We start from the raw sequence: 24,932 nt of genomic DNA on the forward strand, positions 1-24,932 counted from the left end.
TTATTTAGCTTCCGGGTTCCAATTGTCTTTACCGCCCAGGATGTTTTTTATAGTGTATTTATTTGCCTGTTTAGGCGTCAGCTGGTGCGACCAAGCTACCCGCGCTTTAGGATTAGCTCCCGGCCCGGTGCTCCCGTATTCCGCATAGTAAGCTGTTTTTTCCTTATCAGGGAACATGGCGTCGCCTTTCCAAGGGTTCCAGCCTTCAGGGATAATATGATTGCCCATTTCTGTACGGATATAAACCGTTTTAGCGTACGATCGCCACGGCCGCCCTAAATATTCTTTATGTACCGATGTATCGGCTATCAGTTTGCAATCCAGTAGTACGTAACCATATTTTTGTAAGGGTGTGGTAGCTGCCGCGGTGATGTAGGAATTAACCAGGCTTTTAATAGTGCAGCGCTGGAAAACTACGGTAGCTTCACCGAAAAGGAAATCGGTAGTGCCCTCAATATAGCAATCCTGGTATAACTCGCGTGAGCTGCCGGTTGCGGTGTATAACGTATCCTGGTTACCCAATATGCGGCAATTTTTCACTACGCAACGGTCACCTTCCACATGCAAAGCCACCGCCTGGCCTACCCTGCCCGCGGTATTGGCAATGGTCAGGTTTTCAGCCCGGAAGTTATCGCCTTGCACCAATACGGTGTACGAGGTATAAGTTGACATTTTATCGCGGCCAAAGGCATCTTTACCACCCGGAACTAATTTTCCCGAAAAATCATCGTTGGTGATGATGGTATTTTCCTTATCCTCGCCAATCAGCGAAATGTGTGTTTTCCACGATGGGATAACCAGCTTTTCGTGATAAACGCCTTTTTTGATATAAATAGGCACTTGCTCAGCCCCCAGGTCGCGCACGTTGTTTACCGCTTCCTGGATGGTTTTAAAATCACCGCTGCCATCCTGGGCAACGGTGATCTTTTTATATATTTTGCTGATGGGCTGTGCATTGGCGGCTAAGCCAACAGCAAACATCATCAATAAGAGCCCCAATCTTTTCATAACAATTACTTTATGGTAATAGCTTTACTATCAGCGCCGGCTTTAAATGTTACTTTCTCTTTTGCTTTAGAGGTATCAGTATTAATAACACTGATATTTTTTGACCTGTCGCCTGTTACGCTGAATAATACATCGGCATTATTGGTGTACTTCAAACCGTCCAATTTAATATCACTGCTATTTTCAATAGTTACTACAGGTTTGGTATCGGTACATTCCAGGTATACATTTTTTAAGGTAACATTGCTGGCTTCAGATATATCAGCGCCTTTGGTTGTCTTCAGCACGATGTTTTCCAAGTGGATGCCTTTAATAGCTAATTCAGGTAAACCACGGATCAATAAACCGCTGGCGGCACCGTCACAAACTACGTTACTCACATAAAAATCTTTGAATTGCGGGGTAGTAATATCAGCAGTGTAAGTTTTGGTATTAGCTACCTTATTGCCCTCGCCATCCAGTACAGATTTACCGCCGTAGTACATATCAAACAAAATAGCACTGCCGATAATATCTTTCATGCTGATGTTCTTCACGTAGATCTTCTCTACCACGCCGCCACGGCCACGGGTTGTTTTAAAACGCAGACCGATATCGGTACCAATGAAAGTACAATCGGTAACGAAGATATTTCGGGCGCCACCGCTCATTTCGCTGCCAATTACAAAGCCGCCATGTGCACGGTAAACTACGTTATTACGCGCAATCACGTTCTCGGTTGGTTTGCCGCGTTTACGGCCTTCCTCATCGCGACCGGATTTAATACAGATACCATCGTCACCCGCATCGAACGTATTGCCTTCCAGCAGTACGTTACGGCATGATTCTATATCTATAGCATCGCCATTTTGCGCGTTCCATGGATTGCGTACACGTACGTTGCGCAGGGTCAAATCTTCACACAAAAGCGGGTGCAGGCACCAGGCCGGCGAGTTTTGCACGGTTACGTTTTGCAATAGCACCTTTTTACAGTTAGTCAGCACCACCATGTTCGGGCGGAAGAAATCCTTCATATCCTCATAATCTTTTAGCGATTTGCCGGGTTTCAGGTAAATGGCTTCCTTCTCGTTCATGCCTTTTAGATAGCTATCTGATGGGTACCAGGTTTTACCATTTTCGCTTACTTTACCGCCTGAGGCTACCAGCATTTTCCATTCAGCTTCGCTTAAACGCTCTTTGCCAATGGCGCGCCAAACACCGCCCGCACCGTCGATAATCCCATCACCGGTAATGCCGATGTTTACCAAATTAGTGCCCGATATAGGCGACTGGTTACGCGGCGAAGGGTGCCCTTCGTAGTTACCCTCAACCAGTGGGTACTGGCTTTTATCATTTGTAAATTGCAATAACGCCGCGCGGCTTACATGCAGGTTTACATTACTTTTCAGCACAATAGGCCCGGTTAGCCATAAGCCTTGCGGAATGAGTACCACGCCACCACCTTTAGCGCTGCAAGCGCTGATGGCCGCGTTAATGCTTTTGGTATTCAGCGTCATACCGTCAGGCTTAGCGCCATACTTTAAAATGTTAACAGTATCTTTTTTAAATACCGGCTGGGCTATCTTAGGCAGGTTAGTCCACGAGTATTCTTTTTGCTGCGCCGAAGCGCTAAATCCATACGCGCCTAATAATAAGGCAATGCAGATGTTCTTTTTGATATTCATAGTTGGTAATTGCATATTATTTTTTTTCAGGTACAATATCTTTTATAAAACCCATTTCGTTAAGCCACGCCTCGCAAAGGGATGTCCATAAGGCGGTTGATCCGGGGTTATTTCTTACCGCTATAGCGTGCTTGCCTTGCGGGAAAGCATGAAAACTTGCCGATACTTTATTTTGCAGCAAGGCCTGGTAAAACAGCAGGCTGTTCATTGGATTTACTGTAGGGTCGTTCACCGCGTCGGCTATAAAGCAGGGCGGCGTGGTAGGCGTTACCAATAATTGCGGCGAAAACTTCTTCGCCAGTTCCTCTGGAGCATCAGGCCCTAAATAATTTTTGCGGCTGGTAGCATGGGCAATGCTTGTGCTCATATCAATCACTGGCGAAACCAGTATCATAAAATTAGGCTTGTAAGATACATTGTCCAGGCTGTCTTTTATCATAGCAACATCATTGTTAAACGTGCCACTCAGCGCCGCCAGGTGCCCGCCTGCCGATGAACCCATAATGCCAATTTTAGCCGTATCTATCCCCCACTGTTTGGCATTGGCGCGGATATATTTGATAGCGCGCTGGACATCCTGTAGCGGCCCTAATTCGCGTTGTACCAGATCGGGCGAGTTAGGCAGACGATAGTTCAGTACAAAGGCATTTACTCCCATCGTATTAAACCATTTCGCCAGTTGTGTACCGCTAATAATGTAGGCTAAGCGTTCGTAACCGCCACCGGGGCATATCACTACCGCCGCGCCTTTGTTTTCCTGTTTGCCAGGGAAGTAAGCATACATACCGGGCAGCATTACGCGATAAATACGCTCGTTAGCAATACTGTCTTTCAGTTTAAGGTGTTTTGAATTAGGAATGTGATTTTTAGGCCATATCGGAATAAAATCCTGCGCGAAGGCAGCTACCCCGCTAAACAGCAGGAACAAACAAAGCGATATGTTAATCACCCAACCTTTCATTATTTATTTGCTTTTACCGGGTCCCAGTTATCCGCTCCGCCTAATATATTTTTGATGGTATAGGCTTTCACCTCATCATCTGTTAGCTGATGTGCCCAGCTTACCCGCGTTGCAGGATTAGCGCCGGGGCCGGTATCCTTATATTCGCTATAACGTGCGGTTTTATAACTTTCAGTTTGGTTCCAGTTGCTCCAACCCTCGGGTTTAATGTGCGGGCCAATCTCGCAGCGGATATAAGCCACCGCGGCATACGGGCGCCATGGGCGACCTAAAGAAACATTATGCAGCGATGTATCACCGGTCAATTTGCAATCGAAAAACACATAGCCGAATTTGCTATCCTGCGTGGTTCCGGCTGCTGTTACGTGCGAGTTCTTTTTACTGTGGATCAGGCAATCTTTAAATACACAAGTTGATGGCCCAAAGATAAAATCGGTAGTGCCTTCGATATAGCATTTGTGATAATACTGCCTGCTTTTAGGCCCTGACGTATACAACACATCCTGGAAACCCACAAAACGGCAATTGTCAAATATCAATTTATCGCCCCAGGCAAAAACGGCTACTGCCTGCCCGGCAGTGAAACCGGCGTCGTTCTGAAAAGTAATGTTCTTAGCTTTAAAATCACCCGCGTAAATAAAAAACGAGGCCGAGCTTGGCGTACTGATAGGTTTGCCATCCGGCGATGTCATGCCGGCGTGGTTGTTATAGGTTAATATCGTATTGTCCTTATCTTCACCAACCAGGGTCACAAAATTCTTAGTGGAATCAAGCACCAGGCGTTCTTTGTAGATGCCTTTCTTTACGAATATTTCTACCGGTTTTTTGTTATTCAGCGGAACAGCATTGAAAGCCTCCTGCACGGTTTGGAAATCGCCGCTGCCGTCCTGCGCTACGGTTATCTTTTTAGTTTGACCAAAGACTGTAGCGGTAATAAATAACAAGCAAATAATTAATATCCTTTTCATTATTTACGGCATTTTAGGATCCCACCCATTAAGGATCAATTTCTTAGTATAAATTTTAGCCTCATCGTCGGTTAGTTGGTGTGACCAGGCCGCCCGTTTATCAGGTTGATAACCGGGGCCGCTACTTTTGTATTCGGCATAGTAAGCCGTTTTTTCATTCTCGGGATTGCGCCAATTATCCCAGCCGGCATCGCTGATTATATCGCCCAGCTTGCAATACAGGTATACCACTTTGGCATGCGGCCGCCACGGCCTGCCCAATGCGAAGGAATGTTCAGGTGCGTTGCCTGTGATATTGCAATGCATCAATACGTAGCCATATTTGGTAGTATCTAAAGTAGATGCCGCCGTGATATAAGCACCATGTTGTTTGCAATAGATATCGCAATCATCGAACAAAGCTGTTGCCGCACCAAAAATAAAATCGACCGTACCCTCAATATAACATTTGCTATAGTACTGGTGACTGCCTAAACCATGTGTATAGATCGTATCCTGAAAACCCAGGAAAAGGCAATTAAAGAATGCAGCCTTATCGCCGGCCACATAAATTGCCAGCGCCTGACCTACCGGGCCTGATGAATTTTGGAACGTAATATTCTTAGCTGTAAAATATGCGCCATACACATAAAAACTTGCCGAGCGCGAGGTACCAAAAGCCTTGCCGGTGCTGTCCAGTTTACCGGCGTAGTTATCATAAGTAAGCACGGTTTGTTTAGCATCTTCGCCTATCAGCGTCACGTGCATTTTGTTTATAGGAACAATGATGTGCTCTTTATAAGTGCCTTTTTTGATAAATATCTCAGTTGTTTTATTCGAACTATCAGGTACCGAATTAATGGCAGCCTGCACAGTTTTGAAATCGCCGCTGCCATCCTGCGCTACTACAATACGTTTTTGCGCAGTTGCGCCAAACGCGATCAATAAAAATGCTATGGCAATTAAATGCTTCATTTTGCGGCAGGTGCTACGTTAGATTTATTTGTCCCGACAACAATGTGCGCTGCCAACGGGTTGTTCTGCGCCTTTAACTCATTCAATACCAGTTCGGCTATTTTGCGGGCGCCATAATCGTTAAAATGGGTGTTATCCAGGCGGCCCACCGGATAGTTTGGATGTTCGGCGGAATCCAGCTGCATAAATAACAGTTTAGATTGCTCGGGGCCTAATTGCTGTATCAGTTCACGACTTTTTTTGTCCAGGTCAATTACCGGCACTTTGTATTCATTACCAATTTCAAATACCGCTTTTGAGTACTCCACATGTGTTTCTTTGGCTTTGTTGTCTTTATCAAACATGCGGCGACTAACCGGGGTAATTAGTATAGGGTTGGCATTTTTAGCCTTAGTTTCAGTAATAAATTTGATGAGGTTCTTTTTAAAATCGGGCACCGGGGTAAAACGGTCTTTATATTTCACAGAGTCGCCTTCATCATTATGGCCGAATTGGATCAGCACGTAATCGCCGGCTTGTAAACTATCAGCAATAGGCTTCCAGCGGTTCTCTGCTAAAAAAGTACGGGTGCTGCGGCCTGGGCGGGCGCGGTTAACAATAGTAACCCCATTATCAAAATAATTGGCAAAAGGCATCCCCCAGCCATTTATCGGGAATTGATGCTGGTTATACAAACTCATGGTGGAATCGCCTATCATATAAACCTTAATAGGTTTGGGTTGCTGCATAAACGACATCAGCACCAACGAAAAAACAATGACAATGCACCAGGACAGCCTCTTTTTCATTCTTTATTTAACGCCTAAGTGTGAAACATAAATACGGTTGGCCAAATCAAGCTTCAGATGTTTAATATCAGCTAAAACTATTTCGGCCATTTTGCGCGCGCCTAATTCGCTGAAGTGCGTATCATCGGCACGGCCATCCGGATAATTAGGGTTTTCGCCTTTATCTAAATAGTTATAAAGCATTTTTGAATTATCAGGTCCCATTTTTTGCAGTAAAGCCTGGCTTTCACGGTCAAGGTCTATCAGGGGTACATTTTGTTCGGCAGCAACTTTGCGCACTATTTCGGCATAAACATCGTGCGTGCCTTGTATTTTCCCATTTGCATCAAATTTGCGGCGGGCCACAGGGGTGATTAGCACCGGGTTACCTTGTTTTGCACGTGTTTCGGTTACGTAACGCACCAAATTATCGTGGAACTGCACCTCAGTAGTAGCGGTTTTTTTGGTCGGTACTTCATCGTTATGGCCAAACTGGATCAGTACGTAATCGCCTGGTTTCAACTTATCAACAATCGATTGCCACAAACCCTCCGTAATAAAACTTTTGGTGCTGCGCCCATTCTTCGCAATATTGGCCACCGTAACTGTTGAGTCCCAAAAAACTTTAAAGGGCATCCCCCAACCTGTTTCAGGGTAAGTATTTACGGCTTTATCAGCCATGGTTGAATCTCCCGCAAGGTAAATAGTGATGTGTTTTGGTTGTTGTGTAAATGCAAAAAACACTACAGTAGTTATAGTTAAAAAGCTGTATAGAATTTTGTTTTTATATAGGCGCTTCTTCATTTTTGGTAATTTGTATAGTTGGCAAAAACCATGCTACTAATGTAGGATATATATGGTTGCTTGCTTTCCTAAGCTGTCATGATATCAAAAAAAAGGCCGCCAATTGGCGGCCTTTTTACCAATTATTATTTAGTAACCATAATCCTGTGTAAGGGCAGAATTAGCAGATAAAGTAGCATTTGCCAAAGGCAATAATTCACTATGGTTTGGTTTATATGCATAAGCAAACACCGTTGTGAATGTAGAATTTATAGCCGAGGCCCCTAACCAGTTTAGCTTGGTTGTACCCGTAGGTGTGGCTGTTGGTGCTGGTTTATATAACGAGTTCAGGAATATTTTTGAATCGTCGGCAGTTGATGTATTGATTGAATACATAAACTTAGGCAAAGTATTAACCAGGCAATAAGCCGGTGGCGGCGCCATATAGCTTGGCGGGGTAATAGCAATTGGAGTTGCAGTACCCATGTTAGCCAGGTTAGCCTTAGTTTCATTAATAGCCGCGGTTAACAGGTTCCAGCGGATCAAATCATATTTACGTACAGCTTCACTGCCAAATTCAAGCATGCGCTCGCGAACGATGAACTTGAAGAAACCGTCTTTATCAGTTGGTATAGTTGGTACCAAAGCGGCGTTGCCGCCGTGCCCACGCTGACTTACTTCTTTAACAGCGGCAATGTCTGAAGCGGAAGGGCCGTTGTTCAATTCGTTATCAGCTTCAGCATACATCAACAGGATGTCTGAAAAACGTTGGATAACCCAGTTTAAACCAAGGTTAGCGGCTGACGAACCCGGAGTGAAAGCCGGATTGCTTAACCACTCTTTGCGCCATTTACCATCAACAATTGCATTAATTGCGTGGCCTTTACGGGTTACCAAATCCGTATTGGTTTCGTACGGGACAGCAACCACATCGCGGCGCACATCCGTTGAATCGAACATGTAAAAATAGGTAGGCAAAATGGTTAACGCACCACCGCCAACAGTACCAAATTTTGTACCGTTATAAGTGCCTAATTTACTATCAGTCGATGCTGTTTGTCCGCCCATGGCTACCTGAAACATCAGCTCGCCGCTTGGGTCGTTAGCGTTATGGCCGCATACATAATCTTTCCAAACCGATTTATAGCTTGGATTTAGTGTATGCTGATCGCGACGTGCCATTAATTCCTGACACTCCTGTAAAGCGATTTGATAGTAGGTTTTATAATCAGCACGGCGTTCCATTATGCCAGATGCACGGCGCAGTGAATAACCGCCACGGAACATTGCAATACGAGCCCTTAAACCTTTAGCAGTACCTTTAGTAATACGCTCATCAGGCTGGTCGCCCAGTGATGCTACTTCAGTGCGCCATGGTAATAAGCTTTCCGCTTGTAAAAGATCGGCCAAAATGTGATTATAAATCGTATCCCTATCTGTTTTTGGTAAAAACAAATTAGGTAGTTGTGCTGATGGAACACGTTGTTCTGGCACATCGCCAAAGTTCCGTACCAATTCAAAATAATACTGGGCACGTAATGTTAACGCCTCACCATATAATCTGCGTAATTCGCCTTTCACCTGTGTTGTGCCAGTAGTATAAAGGGCCATTTTGGGAATATTATCAATACAGATATTAGAACGTTCAATACCTGAATAGGACTGATTATAAACAGGTGCCAATTGCGTATTTGATGAGAACAAATAATAACGGGCAATATTACGGCGTTCGCCATCATCAGTAGTACCACCTGCACCCATCATTTCATCGCTGTCGTACGGATAGTACATGCTAATACGGATACCATAGCCATAATCGCCGGCAAGATTGTTATAGGCCCCAATTACAGCGCTTTTAGCAAAGAAAACGCTATTGCCAAACACCAGGCTATTATCAAATGACGAAAGTGGTTCGGGTGAAAGGTATTTCTTACAGGATGTGAAACCAATGGCTACTATCACCATAGCCAGCAACATCCTTTTTGTTGTTATTTTCAAATTTTTCATTTTAATATACTTTATTGTTAAAATGTAACATTAAGACCTAAGAAATAGGTACGGCTTTTAGGATAAGCTGAATAATCCACATTAGGCGTTAATGGTGACTGACGTCTTACATTAACTTCCGGATCATAGCCTGAATAACCTGTTATAGTAGCGATATTGCTGCCTGTAGCATATACTCTTAAATTGTTTATTTTCAGCTTGCTCAAAACGCTTTTTGGCAAGGTATAGCCTATTGTCAGGGTGTTCAACCTAAGATACGAAGAATTCTCTACAGCAAAAGATTGAGGCTGGTTATATTCAACACCAGTACCAGGGTACCAGTATTTAGGATTGGGATTAATAGCATCCAACACGTCGGGTGCGGCACCTACTACAGTTGTACCAACAGTTGCCTGCGTACGTGCACCTGTAACCGGGTTAGCGTAATGCCATCTGTCGTTAAATATCGCCAACAAGTTAGCGCCGTTAGAGTAACCGCTGGTGAACTCCATTTTGTTGTCGTTGAACACTTTACCACCGTATGAATAGTTCAGGGTTACGCTCATATCAAAGTTACCATAGCTGAATTGCTGGTTCAAACCACCTATAAACCGTGGTAAAGCATGGCCGATAACTACGTAATCGTTCGCATCAATTTTGCCGTCACCGTTTTGGTCAATAAATTTCATACTTCCGGGCTGTGCCAGCGTAAGGCTGGATGGTACACCTGCTTTTAAAGTATATTGTGTAGTGGCAAATGGCAAACTTGCATTTGTGTAAGCGGTTGTATTAAAATCTGATGTTTTATAATAGCCATCGTTCACCAGGCCATACATGGTACCTACCTCTTCACCAACTTTTACTAAATAGTCGGCATTGGCGTTGCTCGAGCTAAACCAACCAGAGTTTTGGGTGAATGACTGTTGAGCGCCCAGGCTTTTAATTTTATTACGGTTAAACGAAATGTTCCAGTTTGCATTCCAATTGAATTTCTTTGTCCTCAACACATTTGCGCTAATTTGGATTTCCAAACCTTTGTTTTCTGTCGAACCTACGTTTTGGAACTGGTCTGTTTCGCCAGCATTGGTTGGGATTTTATTGCTGATCAATAATTTACTGGTTACATTATCATAAACATCAACCGATGCCTGAATACGGCCATGCAAAAAGCCCATATCAATACCTAAGTTTTTAGATATTAAAGTTTCCCACTGCAATAACGGGTTACCCAATAAGTTACTTGGACCTACACCACCTACCAATACATCATTTAAATAATATGGCTTACCTGTTGATAATGTTTGTAAGTATGAGAACGGAGTAATACGGTTATTACCCGCTGTACCATAGCTTACCCTCAATTTCAATTCAGAGAAGATATCCTGGCCTTTCATGAATTTCTCTTCGTTAACTTTCCAGGCAAATGATCCTGATGGGAAATAACCCCATTTTTTAGCCGGGCCAAATATCGAACTGCCGTCTGCACGTATTGTACCTGACAGAATATATTTATTGTCCCATGTAAAATTTAACCTCGAGAAAAGAGACAGATTGTGTACCAGAACTTCAGATGAGGTAGGTGCAGGTTCTGTTGCACCTGCTGGTGCTGCTGCAAGGTTGAAATTTGCAAAAGCCTGGTCAACGGTAATACCTGCAGGGAAATACCTTAATTCTAAATAGTTAGCTTTTGTATCTGTTTGATAAGTTTCCTCGCCTATTAAAAAGTTTAATGAACCTTTTGATTTAAGGAACGCGGCATTAGTATAATTAAGTGTATTTGAGTTATTAATGGTGATAGCCTGGCCGTTATTAACACTTAAAACAGGCAAGGTATTGTATGCCCTGGCATTTGAAGTAATGGTATCATCAAACGCTTTGATCTGTGTGTTGCTAACATCGTATGAAATTAACGATTTTAAAGACAGGTTTTTTACAATGCTGTAAGTAACATTACCGTTCAAATTTAAAACATTTGACGAATTTTTACGGTAAATAGCCGGGATTAAAGCCAGCGGATTTGTTAAAGCCAAGCCGTTACCCGGGTTTAATGTAAGCGTTTGGAACGCATCGTAGTCATCAAGGGCTTTACCTGGTTGCAGGAATGGTGTGTAACGCACGATTTGACGCAGGTTATTTGAACCTGAGCCGCCTACATCTGACGTGCCCGCACCATTTACAGTGCGATTATTATAACGTACGTTAAACCCTACCCTTAACCTATCGGATATAGTTTGATCTAAACGGAAGTTTAACACCTGCCTGTTGTAATCAGAACCTATTAATATACCTTGTTGAGCATCCTCAGTCAGGCTAAGGTTATATTGAGTTTTATCGGTACCACCTGATACACTTAGGTTGTGCGTTTGCTGTACAGCTTTACGGCCAAACATAGTTTGCTGCCAATCAACAAACGGCACGTTACGGTAATTTTTAATGGTATCAAAGTTACTGCCCAAACGTGTAAAGCGGCTCAATGATGCAGAGTCACCTGTTAAACGGAAACGCTCATATTGATACTCTACAAAATCGTAAGGGTTCATTACTTCCAATTCTTTAGCCAATTTTTGGATACCAACATTAACATTGTACGATACGTTGAATTTGCCATTTGTATTTTTACCGCCTTTAGTGGTAATTAATACTACACCGTTTGAACCACGCGCACCATATATCGCGGTTGAAGCCGCGTCTTTTAATACGTCTACAGTAGCAATATCCTGCGGTGCTAAAACATTCAGCGCATTTTCAACCTGTACACCATCTACAATAAATAAAGGTGAACCACTTTGGGTTATAGAGTTACGTCCGCGAATATTAATGTCCGCATCCGATCCCGGCGCACCCTGCGAGGTAGTGATCTGTACGCCGGCCAGTTTACCTTCAAGTGCTTCGGCAAGCGAATTGCTTGGGTTATCCTTTAAATCTTTAGCAGATACAGAAGTTACCGAACCGGCAAGGTCTCCTCTTTTTACTGTACCATAACCAATAGCTACCACCTCGTTAAGCTGGGTAGCATCGGCATCAAGTGAAACTGTTACGCTTGATTGGCTGGCAGGCACCGCAACCTCAGTGGTTTTATAACCTACCGAACGGAACACTAAAGTAACCGCGCCAGCAGGCACGCTTAGTTTAAAGTTACCGTTCAGGTCGGTTTGTGTGCCCCCCTTGTTCCCTTTAACCAATACCGTTACGGCCGGTATCGGGTCTTTGCCGCCTTTTTCTGTAACCTGGCCGGTTACCTGACGGGTTTGCGCAAATGCCGTTCCGCACAGGAAAAGCAACAGGCAAAATTGTAGTAGAAATTTATTCATAGTTTGGATTTGGTTTATAATTATCCCTGGTTAAATTGAATACAACATCAGCCGCAACACGCCGTTAAAAGCTTGTTTTAGCACCGCAAAAAATCTTTTTAATAAATTGTTATAAATTGGTTTGATATCGATTGCAACCTACGCTGACAACCGATTTAATAAGACAAGGTTAAGGACAAGCAGTAAATAAAAAAAGGATATTGCCGATTAAATCCGTGCAATCGTTCCCGGAAACGTTTGCGTAAAAATTAAGACAGGATTATAATTAATAAAACACTAATTTAGCGGGGTACATGTTTGAATCTTATACTATAAAAGACATTGCTAAAGCGCTTGGATTATCAACATCCACGGTATCAAGGGCTTTAAATGGCAGCTACGAAATTGGCGCCGAAACTAAAAAGCTGGTGCTGGAATATGCCGAAAAAATAAACTATCGCCCCAACCCCATCGCGCTTAGTTTAAAAGAGCAGAAAAGTCATTCCATTGGCGTAGTAGTGGCCGAGGTGGCTAATAATTATTTCTCGCAGGCTATTAACGGTATCGAATCAATTGCTTATAACCGCGGCTACCATGTTATCATTACTCAAACGCATGAATCATACGCCCGGGAAACAGCCAACGTGCAGCACTTAATATCGCGCCATGTGGATGGATTGCTGGTTTCACTATCTGCCGAGACTGTGGATCTGAGCCATTATCAGTACTTGCACGATAAAGGCTTCCCTATTGTATTTTTTGACCGGGTTGCCCCTAATATTGAAACACACAAGGTTACTGTAGATAATTTTAAAGGCGCTTTTGAAGCTACGGAACTATTAATAAACACAGGGTTCAAAAAGATAGCCCATTTAACCAATTCATATAACCTACTGATAAGCAAAGAACGGCTGAATGGGTATAAAGCCGCGCTTGAAAAACATAATATTCCGTTCAACCCTGAATATTTGAAGCATTGCAACCATGGGGGTATGATACAGCATGAAGTGGAAACCACCCTACAGGAACTGCTGAACCTGAACGACAAGCCCGAAGCCATATTTGTTACCAGCGACCGGTTAACTACCAATTGTCTTTACATCTTAAAGAAACTGGGTTTGCGTGTCCCTGAAGATATTGCCATTGCCGGCTTTACCAATAGCGATGTTGCCGAGTTATTTGATCCGCCATTAACAGTGGTTCGCCAACCAGCCTTCCAAATTGGCCAAATAGCAACGGAAATGTTAATAAACTTAATTGAAAGTAAGCGTCCGGTGACCGAATTTGTTACTGAAACGCTGGAAACACAATTAATATCGCGTGCATCAAGCAAAAAAACAGCTAAGGACAGCATTAAGTCGTAATTTATTTTGTAAAAACCCGCTTAAATAATTTAAGGCCGGTGTTTTAGCAATATCGAAACCTGCTTTACAAAAAAATTTCTTAAACTTGCCTTGATATTCACGGAATAGTGATAGTGTATCCGCCCGACAATCGCAAACCGTAATTTTGTATACCCTACACGTGCAATTGCCACGATATATAATAAAATGAGCAGTCAAAATACAGAGGTTGATGTTATTTTAATTGGTGCAGGCATTATGAGCGCCACACTTGGGTTTATGCTGAAAGAGTTACAACCCGACCTGAAAATTGAACTTTTTGAAAGGCTTGAAGTAATGGCTGCCGAAAGTTCCGACGCGATGAACAATGCCGGTACCGGCCACTCTGCTTTTTGCGAGTTAAATTATACACCTCAGTTACCCGATGGTTCTGTTGATATCAGTAAAGCCATAAAAATTGCCGATCAGTTTGAGATATCTAAACAGTTTTGGGCTTACCTTATTGATCAGCAATATATTAAAGATCCTAAAACATTCATCACTACCGTCCCCCATATAAGCTTTGTTTGGGGTGATGAGAATGTATCGTACCTAAAAAAACGTTACGAGGCACTAAGTAAAAACCACTTTTTTAGCGACATGCAATACTCTGAAGATCCGGCTGTGTTAAACAGTTGGATGCCTTTGGTAATGCATGGCCGCAATCCGGACGAGAAGGTATCGGCCAATAAAATGGATATCGGCACCGATGTTAACTTCGGTGCGCTTACAAAAGACCTGCTTACCGCTGCACAAAACAAATCAGACTTTAACGTTCACCTTAATCACGATGTTACTAATGTTAAGCGCTGCAAGGGCGGCTGGCAGGTAACCGTAAAAGATAAAGTGGGCGGCGGCAAGCATAAAGTAACTGCTAAATTTGTTTTTGTTGGTGCTGGCGGCGGTGCATTGCCCCTGCTGCAAAAATCGGGCATACCGGAAAGCAAAGGCTTTGGTGGTTTTCCGGTAAGCGGCCAATGGTTGGTTTGCAACAACCCCGAAATTATTAAACAACACCAGGCCAAAGTATACGGCAAAGCATCTGTCGGTTCGCCGCCAATGTCGGTACCGCATTTGGATACCCGTAATATTAATGGCAAACGCTCACTCCTTTTTGGCCCATATGCAGGTTTTTCTACCCGTTTCCTTAAACGCGGGTCGTTGTGGGACTTGTTTGGTTCTATCAAGTTAAACAACCTCCGCCCGCTTATGGCGGCGGGTATAGATAACATACCGCTTACCCGTTACCTGATCAGCGAGGTAATGCAATCGCAGGATGATCGTTTAAAATCCTTACGGGATTACTATCCTGAAGCCAGAAAAGAAGATTGGGAACTGGAGATTGCCGGTCAGCGGGTGCAGGTAATTAAAGCCGACCCTAAACGCGGCGGCGTACTTGAATTTGGTACCGAAGTAGTAACTGCGGCCGATGGCAGCATAGCAGCCCTGTTAGGTGCCTCACCAGGTGCGTCAACCTCTGTGCCTATCATGATCCAGCTGATTGAGCGCTGCTTTAAAGCCCAGGCAAAAACCCCCGAATGGCAGGACAAGCTAAAAGCCATGATCCCATCTTACGGGCAGTCCCTAGCTAAGGATGCCGCATTAAGCAGGGAAGTAAGGGATAGGACGAGTAAGGCTTTGGGGTTAGTGTAAACGTTCTGTTTATCAGTCATCCCGATATCTTACCGCTGTCTCTTAAACATCACCACACTTAAAGGCGGCAACGTGATCACAATAGATTGTTCCTTCCCATGCCATGGTTCGGGTTCAGATTTAAATACCCCGTCGTTATTTACGCCGCTGCCCCAGTATTTTTTATCGTCGCTATTAAATATTTGCGCCCAATTGCCCCGGGTGGGAACCCCGGTACGCTGACCATTGCGCACTACCGGCGTCATATTTAATACTACCAGGATATCATCTTCAGGGTTTTTACCTTTGCGCAGGTACACCAATACCGAATCGTTAGCGTTACCCCCATCAAGCCATTCAAATCCGGTGTGTTCAAAACCAAGTTCATAGAGGGCTGGTTCGCTGCGGTATAGTTTGTTCAGCTCTTTTATTGTCTGCTGTATGCCTAAATGGTTAGGATATTGCAGCAAATGCCATTGCAGGGAATGCTGAAAGTTCCATTCATCACCTTGTCCAAATTCAGCGCCCATAAACAATAATTTAGTGCCTGGGTGCGAGAACATATAGCCATACATTAAACGCAGGTTGGCAAACTGCTGCCATTCATCTCCCGGCATTTTTCGCAGCATTGAACCTTTACCATAAACCACTTCATCATGCGAGAAAGGCAGCATGAAATTCTCGGTGAAAGCGTATATCAGGCTAAATGTAATTATGTTATGGTGATATTTGCGATTGATAGGATCTTCGCTAAAATATTTGATCGTATCGTGCATCCACCCCATCATCCATTTCATACCAAAACCTAAACCGCCTGCATATACCGGGCGACTAACCCCGGTGAACGAGGTAGATTCTTCGGCAATGGTTTGTACATCTGGGAAATGACTATAAACCGCTTCGTTAAATTCTTTAAGGAAAGAAATAGCCTCCAGATTTTCGTTTCCCCCGTACTGGTTAGGCTCCCATTCACCCTGGTTACGTGAGTAATCCAGATACAGCATTGATGCCACAGCATCAACACGCAAGCCATCAGCGTGGTATCTGTCCAGCCAAAATAGCGCATTGCTGATGAGGAAAGCCCTGACTTCATTACGCCCATAATTAAAAATATACGATTTCCAATCAGGATGAAACCCTTTGCGTACATCGGCATGCTCATACAAATGGGTACCGTCAAATTTATAAAGGGCATGCGCGTCACCGGGAAAATGTGAAGGGACCCAATCCAATATTACCCCTATTCCCGCTTTGTGAAACTCTTCTATTAAAAACATCAGCTCCTGCGGCGTGCCGTAACGCGAAGCCGCGGCAAAGAAGCCACTGATCTGATAACCCCAGCTTGGATAATATGGGTGCTCCATTATGGGCATTAACTCCACATGGGTAAAGCCCATTTCCTTTACATAAGGCACCAGCCTTTCAGCCATTTGAGTATAAGTATAAAACTCATCCGGACTTTCAACATTACGTGCCCACGAACCAAAATGTACTTCATACACCGAATAGGGTTTGTTGATACCATTATGATCTAACCGGGTAGCCATCCAGTCCTGGTCTTTCCACTCGTAGTAAGTATCCGCTACAATTGAGGCGGTAGAAGGCGGCACTTCCCAGCGTAGTGCAAACGGGTCGGCTTTTTCCAGATCTTCGCCTGTAGATGATTTAATGTAATATTTATAAGTTTCGCCAACACCAACATTGGGTACAAAACATTCCCAAATGCCTGAACCATCCCAGCGTGGAAATAGTGGCGTAGAGGTTTTGTTCCAGCCGTTGAAATTAGCTATTACCGATACCGTTTGCGCGTTTGGCGCCCACACAGCAAAATAAGTACCCACTACACCTTTAAACTCCACTACATGCGACCCCAGCTTCTCGTACAACTTATAATGCTTACCCGATTTAAAAAGCGCGATATCAAAGTCGGTAAAACGGCTGTAAACCTCGGGCATTGGGGCTGCGTTTGTTTCCACCGTTTTAGTTGCGGCCTTTTTCGCAGTTGCTTTTTTAGGAGTGGATGTTTCAGCGGATAAATCCGCTGAAACCTTAGCGGTTTTAGTTGCTTGTGCAGTTTTCTTTACACTTACAGGTTTATCGGCAGGTAAGTCGGTAGCTGGAATAATGTTTTTTTTTGCCATAGTAAAATGCCCGGAAGGCGTAGATAATTTTCAGGCGATGAGGCAAACGCGATCATCTTCTCAAATATACTTTTATTAACGGATATTGAAGAAGCTTGTTTGATTAAGATGCGGTTAAGGAATAAAAACAAAAATGTCATTTCGAACGAGGTACGAGGAGAAATCTTCTGCATGAATTGCTTTGCGTAAAAGATTTCTCCCGTTGGTCGAAATGACATTGATGATTTGTAGGATTACCCTTATTTCATGATCTTAATCTGCTTAAAGTTTTTAGGATACCTGAATTCCAGCTTGCTATTATTGAAAGTAAAATTAGTTACCCACTTATTATCAATCATGATGTTAGCCGGCTTAAAAGGCAGGCCAACTATAGAGAAAGCATAATTCTCGTACCGTGGGGTATATAAACCTTCCAGGCTTTGCTGAATGGTTAATGCGGTGGTGTCGCCGCTTACGATAAATTTCTTCTCCAGGTAAATATCCTGCTCGTAAGCAAAGGTTTCGCCATAATCTTCAAACAGGAATGAATTAGCTTCAAAATCACTGTAATAGATATTCAATTTCACCTCTTCAATTTCAAGTTCACCTACATATTGCTGCAGCGGGTGCTCGGGGATCACCGACCCTGCCTTTACAAAAATAGGAATGGTATCTAACGGCGTGGCAACCTGTACTTCCTGTCCGCCTTCAATAACTTCGTTAGTCCAGAAGTTGTACCATTTGCCTTTCGGCAGATAAACAGTGCGGCTGGCAATACCGGGTTCCAGTACCGGACAAACTAATATCTTATCGCCATACGTAAATTCGTCCTGGCGGAAGTGGTTCGATTGCACGTCCTGCTCCTGCATTACCACCGGGCGCAGTATAGGAAACCCGTAACGGTGATGCTCCCAAAATGCGGAATACATATAGGGTAACAGACGGTAACGCAATTCAATAAACTTACGATTAATAGCTGTGTAAGGTTCGCCAAAGCTCCATGGCTCACGTTCTTTGGTATCACCTGCACTGTGCGCACGCATAAACGGCGAGAAAGTGCCTAACTGTATCCAACGGGTAAACAGTTCGCCATCGGGTTCGCCGCTAAAGCCGCCTATATCGGTACCGCAAAACGGCACACCCGACATAGATAAGCGCTGGCACTGGATATTCCCCAGTTTCAAATGTTCCCAGCTGGCCACATTATCACCCGTCCAAACCGAAGCGTAACGCTGTAAGCCTGAATAACCTGCCCGGGTAATGGTAAACGGACGTTTATTCTTCATCAGCTTACGCAGACCTTCATACGTGGCGCGTACCATCTGCATACCGTATACATTATGCGCCTTACGGTGCGACCCGCGATAGCCTTCGTACTGGTGACGCACATCGTCGGGGAAAGTGCCCGCGCCAAAAACTGCCGGCTCGTTCATATCATTCCATACACCGGCTACGCCTAATTGCACCAGTTCATCAAACAAACCGCCCCACCAGGTACGTACCTCGGGGTTGGTAAAATCAGGGAACTGGCAGCGGCCCGGCCATACGTGGCCTTCCATAAAATAATCATCGCTTCGGCGACAGAAGTAACGGTTTTCTTTCCCCTCTTTAAAAACAGAATAAGAGTCATCCACACGGATACCCGGGTCGATGATCACGACAGTTTTAAAACCATCGGCAGCCAGGTCGGCTATCATTTGCTTTGGATTTGGGAAGTATTTATTGTTCCACGTAAAGCAGCGGTAGCCGTCCATATAGTCGATATCCAGGTAAATACCATCGCAGGGTATTTTTCGTTCACGGAAACCTTTGGTTATAGCACGCACTTTTGATTCGGGGTAATAGCTCCAGCGGCACTGGTGATAACCCAACGCCCACATTGGCGGCATAGGATGTGTACCCGTAAGTATATGGTAACGCTTCACCACATCCATCATGTGCGGACCGTGGATATAATAATATTGCAGCTCGCCCCCATCGGCCCAAAAACTGGTTTTGGTGACATCTTCCGCCCCAAAATCAAAGTGCGATTTAAAGGTATTATCAAAAAATATCCCATGCGCTATTCCTTCGTTCACACTTACATAAAACGGAATAGTGCGATAAAGGGGGTCTTGCCCCCAGGCGAATGAATAAGCGTCAGTATTCCAGTTAGTGAAGCGCTTGCCGCGCAGGTTAAGTTCGGTCGGCTTATCGCCAAGGCCAAAAAAGGTTTCGTTAGTGTGGCAAACTTTAGTACCAAAAACATAGTAACCACCAAATTGGATATTCTCTTCCCAATGCATTGGCACAGCATCAACGCTGGTAATGTTGTTGTCAGTATCGGAAAACGATATAAAGAAATTTGTTTTATTGATATGACAATTGATGCTTGGCGTAGTTATGCGGTATTCGGCAGCATCTTCAAATAATTTATATTCTGAAGGAATAGCCTCGGCTTTGGGCACGCCATAAGAAAAATCTTCTAAAAAAACGCCGTGTGGCGCTACCCTTATCCGAATTATTTCGTTAGTGACTACAATGGCCTCCACTTTAGCTTCACCATCGGTAAAGTAGAATTTATTACCCGTTTGTTCTACATGATTGGGAATACCGAGGTATTTTTTCACAATAGGTTTTATGCCATCGGCCGGATTATTAAGGTGGCGAAAACCCTCCGTTTCTTCTTCTAAAGGAATAATTATATCTGGATTTAGTACTTTATCTTCCATAAAATGGGCAAAATGTGCGCTTTTATTTACTACTGAGCAATATACACGCGGGCTTTAATCAATAATTTTAACTGCTAATAAACAATATTTGTTCAATAAACGCGCCATCATTTACTAAAAAGTACTGTTAATTATTAACAAATATTAATTTGATAAAATATATGGGCTTAAATTAAAAAGATGACAAATTGATAGATCGTCATTGGGAGAAACATATGCCAATTCAAGCGTGCCGTTTTAATTATCCTGCTTAATTTTCACATAAGCGTAGACACTTAACCAAGCAGAGAGACAGATAATCATCTGTCTCTACGAATTTAAAAACTCAGCATCACTCCACTGGTAGCTGGGAGGTTCATATCAAGCCCGTTGGCGATATCATTTGTGCTGAATTTAACATCACTTAGTATATCGGTAAAATTAACCGGCCCGCTGATACCCAAGCGCTCACGCAGATCCATAGGAAGTTTTACGTTCAACTGGCGCTGATTGCGGTTAAAGTTTACTACAATTAATATTTTTTGCTTACCGGTATAGCGCAGGTAGGCATAAACTTTATCATCAAAGCCGCTATCGTGCTGGTTAGCCAGCATCAGTTCATAAAAATCACCAATACGAATAGCCTCATTCTCGCGTGCGGCCAGTAACAATTTATGGTAGAAGAACCGCAGCGCCTGCTGACCGCCGTCCAATTCGCCGCCATCATATTTGCCGTTGTTTACCCATTTTTGCAGCGAGGGTACGCCCCAATAATCAAATATAGTGGTACGGCCATCGTTACTACTAAAGCCCTCGCTACCATCGGCTGCTTCACCAACCTCCTGGCCAGAATAGATCATTACAGGACCAACGGACAAACTTGTTGTTACGATCATTCCCGGTACAGCCAGCCAGGGATCACCTGCAAAGCCGGCAGAAGCAATGCGTAATTCATCATGATTTTCCATAAAGCGCAGCATATGCTCGTCTACGCCCCGGGTATCATAATTCCATACTTTATTAATATCCCAAACGGTGCCCTCGTTCCTGGTTAGTTTATACACAGCATCGTACAAACCAGATTTATCGTAGAGGTAATCAAACTTCCCATTAAAAATATAATTATTGTATTCCCTTACATCGTAAGCCTCACCAATAAATACCAAGCCCGGAAACTTTTCTTTCAGCCTACTTATTACCCATCCCCAAAACTCCATGGGCACATGTTCCACCATATCACAACGGAACCCGTCAATGCCTTTAGATGCCCAGAAATACAAAATATCATACATTTTATTCCATACGGAAGGAATAGGTTCAAAGTATGTTTTCCAACCGTTCAGATAATCAACCCCGTAGTTTAGTTTTACGGTCTCAAACCAATCGTTAATAGACGGCGAAGCGCTAAAAACATCGTTACCGGTAGCGCGGGCGGGACTTTCTTCATAGTGCCCGTCTTTCAGTGGGTGTTTAAATTCATCCCCGCCAGGATTGTAGCCTGGCGGCACAACAAAAGATTGGCCGGGGATATAATAAAAATCGTTCTGCGGATAGAAAGCTTTGGTCACATCATCTTTTTCACCAAAATCGAATACGCCATCAGGCTTTACATCCGAGCCGTAACACCGTGCCACGTGGTTGGGCACAAAGTCGATCAATACATTTAAGCCATTATCCTGTGTGCGTTTTATCAAAGCTTCAAACTCGGCCATGCGGTTTTTAACATCAACAGCTAAATCGGGGTCAACATCGTAATAATCTTTTATAGCATAAGGCGAACCTGCTCGGCCCTTTATCACATCCGGATCATCGTTAGGAATACCAAAAGCAGCATAATCAGTCATGGTGGCGTGTTCTATTACGCCGGTGTACCAAACATGGGTTATGCCCAGCAAGCGGATCTCCTGCAAGGCCTTATCGGTAATATCGTTAAACTTACCAACACCATTCTCTTCAACAGAGCCGTAGAATTTATTGGTGGTATTGGTATTACCAAACACGCGTGGCAGTAGTTGATATATAACTAATTTATGATCGGGGATGGACGTAGACATGTAATTATACTTTTTATTAACTCCACGTCATTGCGAGGAACGAAGCAATCTCAAAATCAGCAGGTCGACTTCTAAGATACCATAGATAGTTCGGAGATTGCTTCGTTCCTCGCAATGACGGGTTGTTTATGGTTTAAGGAGTTGATCCTGACCGGCAAATATGTTATATTCTTTTTGATAAACCATAATACTTATATCTCCGCCCGACAAATTCTTCACCCTCACTCCTTCTTTACTTACGGTAACTTTAATGGTGGTTCCCCTAAACCCAACATTGAATGAGAACGAATTCCATTTCTCAGGTAGGAACGGGTTGAACGACAATTTGCCATCGCGTACACGCATGCCACCAAAGCCCTCCACAACCGACATCCACGTGCCGGCCATTGAGGTGATGTGACAGCCGTCTTCCGTATCGTTGTTGTAATCGTCCAAATCAAGGCGCGATGTGCGCAGGTAAAATTCATAAGCACGTTTTTCATCGCCCAGTTTGGCAGCTAAAATGGCGTGCACGCAAGGCGATAATGACGATTCGTGCACCGTACGCGGCTCGTAATAATCAAAATTGCGGCGGATGGTATCTATGTCATACCTGTCTTCAAAAAAGTAGATGCCTTGTAACACGTCGGCCTGCTTAATATAGCATGAGCGCAATATCCTGTCCCAGCTCCATTTTTGATTGATGGGGCGCTGACTGGCTGACAAATCTTTTACAAGGATTTGTTCTTTATCGAGGTAACCGTCCTGTTGTAAAAATATCTGTTGCTTTTCATCGTACGGATAATACATCTTTGCGATAATATCCTTAAACCCGGCGCCTTCTTTATCTGCATCAAAACTAATCTTTGCAACCAACGCATCATATTTGGTTTTATCGGTTGCTTTAACTTTATCGGCAACTTCCAGCGCATATTGCATACACCAAACGGCTAAGGTGCTGGTGTACCAGTTGTTATTTACGTTGTTCTCGTATTCGTTCGGCCCGGTTACACCCAGCATTACATATTGCTGCTTATCGTCAGACCAGGTAACCCGCTGCGACCAAAAACGCGCGATAGCCAGCAATACTTCCAGTCCGTAGTCGGCCAGGTAAGCTTCGTCGCCTGTATAACGTACATAATTAAAAATAGCAAAAGCGATAGCCCCGTTGCGGTGGATTTCCTCGAATGTAATTTCCCATTCGTTATGACATTCGGTACCATCCATGGTAACCATGGGGTATAAAGCCGCGCCATTATCAAAGCCCAAAAGTTTAGCGTTCTCAATAGCCTTACCCAATTGCTTATAGCGATACAACAACAGGTTACGGGTAACACGCTGTTCGGCAGTTGAGAGGTAGAACGGCACACAATAGGCTTCGGTATCCCAATAAGTTGAACCGCCGTATTTTTCGCCGGTAAACCCTTTGGGGCCGATGTTCAGTCGATCATCCTCTCCTGTATAGGTTTGGTTGAGCTGGAATATATTAAAGCGTATGGCCTGTTGCGCTGAAACATCGCCATCGATAATAATATCGTTGTGCTCCCACTTTTTAGCCCAGGCCGCGACTTGTTCGGCCAGCATGGTGTCGAAACCTTTGGCTGCAACTTTATCCAGCATGGCGTAAGTTAAAGTGGATAGCTGTTCTGTGGGGTGATTTTGAGACGATAAGTTAGCCGCGTATTTATAAATGGTTACGGTTTGCCCGGCTTTCATCTGGGTCTTTACAACCGAAGCAATATATTTTTCTTTGATAATGGGTTCACTGCTTACTTCACCACCTACTATTTGAAATTTCATACCCGTAGCTACCTCAAACCCGGTTTTTTTAGTACGCATCTGCACGCAGCCGCCATCTTGCCGCGCCTCTTTGCTTACCTCATCCCAAAACTTTTCATCGTAATTGGAATCCTGATTTTTAACATCGCCATCTATTGATGGTGTAATGGTGATTTCGCCATTGAAAGTAATTGATTTTACACTGTATTTAATAGCGCCGGTTTCATCATCGGCCATACTGCAAAAACGAATGGCTTCTACTTCTACCTGTTTACCCGAGGCCGTTTTGGCGGTAAAATTGCGTTTCAGATAGCCTTCTTTCATGTTCAGCTCGCGGCGAAAGATGGTTACTTCGCATTTAGCCAAGTCCAGTTGCTCGCCATCTAACTGAATATCAATTCCAACCCAATTAGCGGCATTCAGCACCTTGGCAAAATATTCAGGGTAGCCGTTCTTCCACCAGCCTACGCGGGTTTTGTCCGGATAGTAAACACCGGCTACATAGTTGCCCTGCAGGGTTTCGCCACTATAGGCTTCCTCAAAGTTGGCCCGCTGACCCATACGACCGTTGCCCAGGCTAAAAATGCTCTCAGATATTTTATGTACATGCGGATCAAAGCCTTCTTCAATGATCTTCCACTCGTCAATTTTAATGTAGTCTTTCATTTTATTCTATAACCGTCATTGCGAGGAGCGTAGCGACGTGGCAATCCCCGACATACAGAGCCACTTTGCGTATGGGATTGCCACGCTATCGCTCGCAATGACGCGTGGTTTATTAAATTTTTACAATTCGTTCACCGTAAAGATGCAAAGCATTTCAGGCTTTCAGAAGAGTTTAGTCGCATCGACTTTATTTTTTAAACTTTTTAACCCGACTTAAAACAACAATAACCTGTTAAACAACAGGTTATT

General features: G+C 43.8%; 15 protein-coding genes. 2 read left to right on the top strand and 13 right to left on the bottom strand.

The annotated features are described in order from the left end of the window. The 9 genes from IRJ18_RS09660 to IRJ18_RS09700 form a co-directional block, all read right to left on the bottom strand. Positions 1 to 1,008, bottom strand: coding sequence for a pectinesterase family protein (locus IRJ18_RS09660; RefSeq protein ID WP_194105972.1), 1,008 nt, complete (start codon positions 1,006 to 1,008; stop codon positions 1 to 3). 5 nt (positions 1,009 to 1,013) lie between these two features. Continuing rightward, the gene (locus IRJ18_RS09665; RefSeq protein ID WP_194105973.1) at positions 1,014 to 2,672 is read right to left on the bottom strand and encodes a glycoside hydrolase family 28 protein; all 1,659 of its coding nucleotides are present in this window, start codon (positions 2,670 to 2,672) and stop codon (positions 1,014 to 1,016) included. Between the two features lie 16 nt (positions 2,673 to 2,688). After that, positions 2,689 to 3,633, bottom strand: coding sequence for an alpha/beta hydrolase (locus tag IRJ18_RS09670; RefSeq protein WP_228072684.1), 945 nt, complete (start codon positions 3,631 to 3,633; stop codon positions 2,689 to 2,691). Then, entirely contained in the window at positions 3,633 to 4,601 is a 969-nt protein-coding gene (locus tag IRJ18_RS09675; protein WP_194105974.1) for a pectinesterase family protein, read from the bottom strand. The genes IRJ18_RS09670 and IRJ18_RS09675 overlap by 1 nt, the downstream gene beginning before the upstream one ends. A 3-nt stretch (positions 4,602 to 4,604) precedes the next feature. Next, positions 4,605 to 5,555: a pectinesterase family protein gene (locus tag IRJ18_RS09680; RefSeq protein ID WP_194105975.1), complete on the bottom strand. Its 951-nt coding sequence runs from the start codon at positions 5,553 to 5,555 to the stop codon at positions 4,605 to 4,607. Continuing rightward, complete coding sequence (locus IRJ18_RS09685; RefSeq protein WP_194105976.1) at positions 5,552 to 6,343, bottom strand: rhamnogalacturonan acetylesterase; 792 nt, start codon at positions 6,341 to 6,343, stop codon at positions 5,552 to 5,554. Before IRJ18_RS09685 ends, IRJ18_RS09680 begins: the two co-directional genes overlap by 4 nt. A gap of 3 nt (positions 6,344 to 6,346) precedes the next feature. Then, on the bottom strand, positions 6,347 to 7,126 hold the full coding sequence (locus IRJ18_RS09690) for a rhamnogalacturonan acetylesterase (RefSeq protein ID WP_194105977.1): 780 nt from the start codon (positions 7,124 to 7,126) through the stop codon (positions 6,347 to 6,349). A gap of 129 nt (positions 7,127 to 7,255) precedes the next feature. Next, on the bottom strand, positions 7,256 to 9,112 hold the full coding sequence (locus IRJ18_RS09695; RefSeq protein ID WP_228072686.1) for a RagB/SusD family nutrient uptake outer membrane protein: 1,857 nt from the start codon (positions 9,110 to 9,112) through the stop codon (positions 7,256 to 7,258). Between the two features lie 17 nt (positions 9,113 to 9,129). Next, entirely contained in the window at positions 9,130 to 12,402 is a 3,273-nt protein-coding gene (locus IRJ18_RS09700) for a SusC/RagA family TonB-linked outer membrane protein (RefSeq protein ID WP_194105978.1), read from the bottom strand. A 293-nt stretch (positions 12,403 to 12,695) separates the two neighbouring features. Here IRJ18_RS09700 and IRJ18_RS09705 point away from each other — a divergent pair, with 293 nt between their 5' ends. Both IRJ18_RS09705 and IRJ18_RS09710 read left to right on the top strand, forming a co-directional pair. Further along, on the top strand, positions 12,696 to 13,745 hold the full coding sequence (locus IRJ18_RS09705) for a LacI family DNA-binding transcriptional regulator (protein ID WP_194105979.1): 1,050 nt from the start codon (positions 12,696 to 12,698) through the stop codon (positions 13,743 to 13,745). Positions 13,746 to 13,919: 174 nt separating this feature from the next. Further along, complete coding sequence (locus tag IRJ18_RS09710) at positions 13,920 to 15,416, top strand: malate:quinone oxidoreductase (protein WP_194106697.1); 1,497 nt, start codon at positions 13,920 to 13,922, stop codon at positions 15,414 to 15,416. Between the two features lie 29 nt (positions 15,417 to 15,445). Here the strand turns inward: IRJ18_RS09710 and glgB are convergent, their stop codons facing one another. The 4 genes from glgB to IRJ18_RS09730 form a co-directional block, all read right to left on the bottom strand. Beyond that, complete coding sequence (glgB, locus tag IRJ18_RS09715; RefSeq protein WP_228072804.1) at positions 15,446 to 17,350, bottom strand: 1,4-alpha-glucan branching protein GlgB; 1,905 nt, start codon at positions 17,348 to 17,350, stop codon at positions 15,446 to 15,448. 425 nt (positions 17,351 to 17,775) lie between these two features. Next, complete coding sequence (locus IRJ18_RS09720) at positions 17,776 to 20,226, bottom strand: glycoside hydrolase family 31 protein (RefSeq protein ID WP_194105981.1); 2,451 nt, start codon at positions 20,224 to 20,226, stop codon at positions 17,776 to 17,778. Between the two features lie 317 nt (positions 20,227 to 20,543). After that, complete coding sequence (locus IRJ18_RS09725) at positions 20,544 to 22,259, bottom strand: alpha-amylase family glycosyl hydrolase (RefSeq protein ID WP_194105982.1); 1,716 nt, start codon at positions 22,257 to 22,259, stop codon at positions 20,544 to 20,546. A gap of 126 nt (positions 22,260 to 22,385) precedes the next feature. After that, positions 22,386 to 24,683, bottom strand: a complete 2,298-nt coding sequence (locus tag IRJ18_RS09730; RefSeq protein ID WP_194105983.1) for a glycoside hydrolase family 65 protein — start codon at positions 24,681 to 24,683, stop codon at positions 22,386 to 22,388. Positions 24,684 to 24,932: the final 249 nt, after the last annotated feature.

This window comes from Mucilaginibacter boryungensis (genome assembly GCF_015221995.1).
Classification (GTDB): domain Bacteria; phylum Bacteroidota; class Bacteroidia; order Sphingobacteriales; family Sphingobacteriaceae; genus Mucilaginibacter; species Mucilaginibacter boryungensis.

Excerpts from the sequence above, each read along its gene's own strand:
- IRJ18_RS09660 (WP_194105972.1), bottom strand. The coding sequence starts at position 1,008 with ATGAAAAGATTGGGGCTCTTATTGATGATGTTTGCTGTTGGCTTAGCC.
- IRJ18_RS09665 (WP_194105973.1), bottom strand. The coding sequence starts at position 2,672 with ATGAATATCAAAAAGAACATCTGCATTGCCTTATTATTAGGCGCGTAT.
- IRJ18_RS09670 (WP_228072684.1), bottom strand. The coding sequence starts at position 3,633 with ATGAAAGGTTGGGTGATTAACATATCGCTTTGTTTGTTCCTGCTGTTT.
- IRJ18_RS09675 (WP_194105974.1), bottom strand. The coding sequence starts at position 4,601 with ATGAAAAGGATATTAATTATTTGCTTGTTATTTATTACCGCTACAGTC.
- IRJ18_RS09680 (WP_194105975.1), bottom strand. The coding sequence starts at position 5,555 with ATGAAGCATTTAATTGCCATAGCATTTTTATTGATCGCGTTTGGCGCA.
- IRJ18_RS09685 (WP_194105976.1), bottom strand. The coding sequence starts at position 6,343 with ATGAAAAAGAGGCTGTCCTGGTGCATTGTCATTGTTTTTTCGTTGGTG.
- IRJ18_RS09690 (WP_194105977.1), bottom strand. The coding sequence starts at position 7,126 with ATGAAGAAGCGCCTATATAAAAACAAAATTCTATACAGCTTTTTAACT.
- IRJ18_RS09695 (WP_228072686.1), bottom strand. The coding sequence starts at position 9,112 with ATGAAAAATTTGAAAATAACAACAAAAAGGATGTTGCTGGCTATGGTG.
- IRJ18_RS09700 (WP_194105978.1), bottom strand. The coding sequence starts at position 12,402 with ATGAATAAATTTCTACTACAATTTTGCCTGTTGCTTTTCCTGTGCGGA.
- IRJ18_RS09705 (WP_194105979.1), top strand. The coding sequence starts at position 12,696 with ATGTTTGAATCTTATACTATAAAAGACATTGCTAAAGCGCTTGGATTA.
- glgB (WP_228072804.1), bottom strand. The coding sequence starts at position 17,350 with ATGCCCGAGGTTTACAGCCGTTTTACCGACTTTGATATCGCGCTTTTT.
- IRJ18_RS09720 (WP_194105981.1), bottom strand. The coding sequence starts at position 20,226 with ATGGAAGATAAAGTACTAAATCCAGATATAATTATTCCTTTAGAAGAA.
- IRJ18_RS09725 (WP_194105982.1), bottom strand. The coding sequence starts at position 22,259 with ATGTCTACGTCCATCCCCGATCATAAATTAGTTATATATCAACTACTG.
- IRJ18_RS09730 (WP_194105983.1), bottom strand. The coding sequence starts at position 24,683 with ATGAAAGACTACATTAAAATTGACGAGTGGAAGATCATTGAAGAAGGC.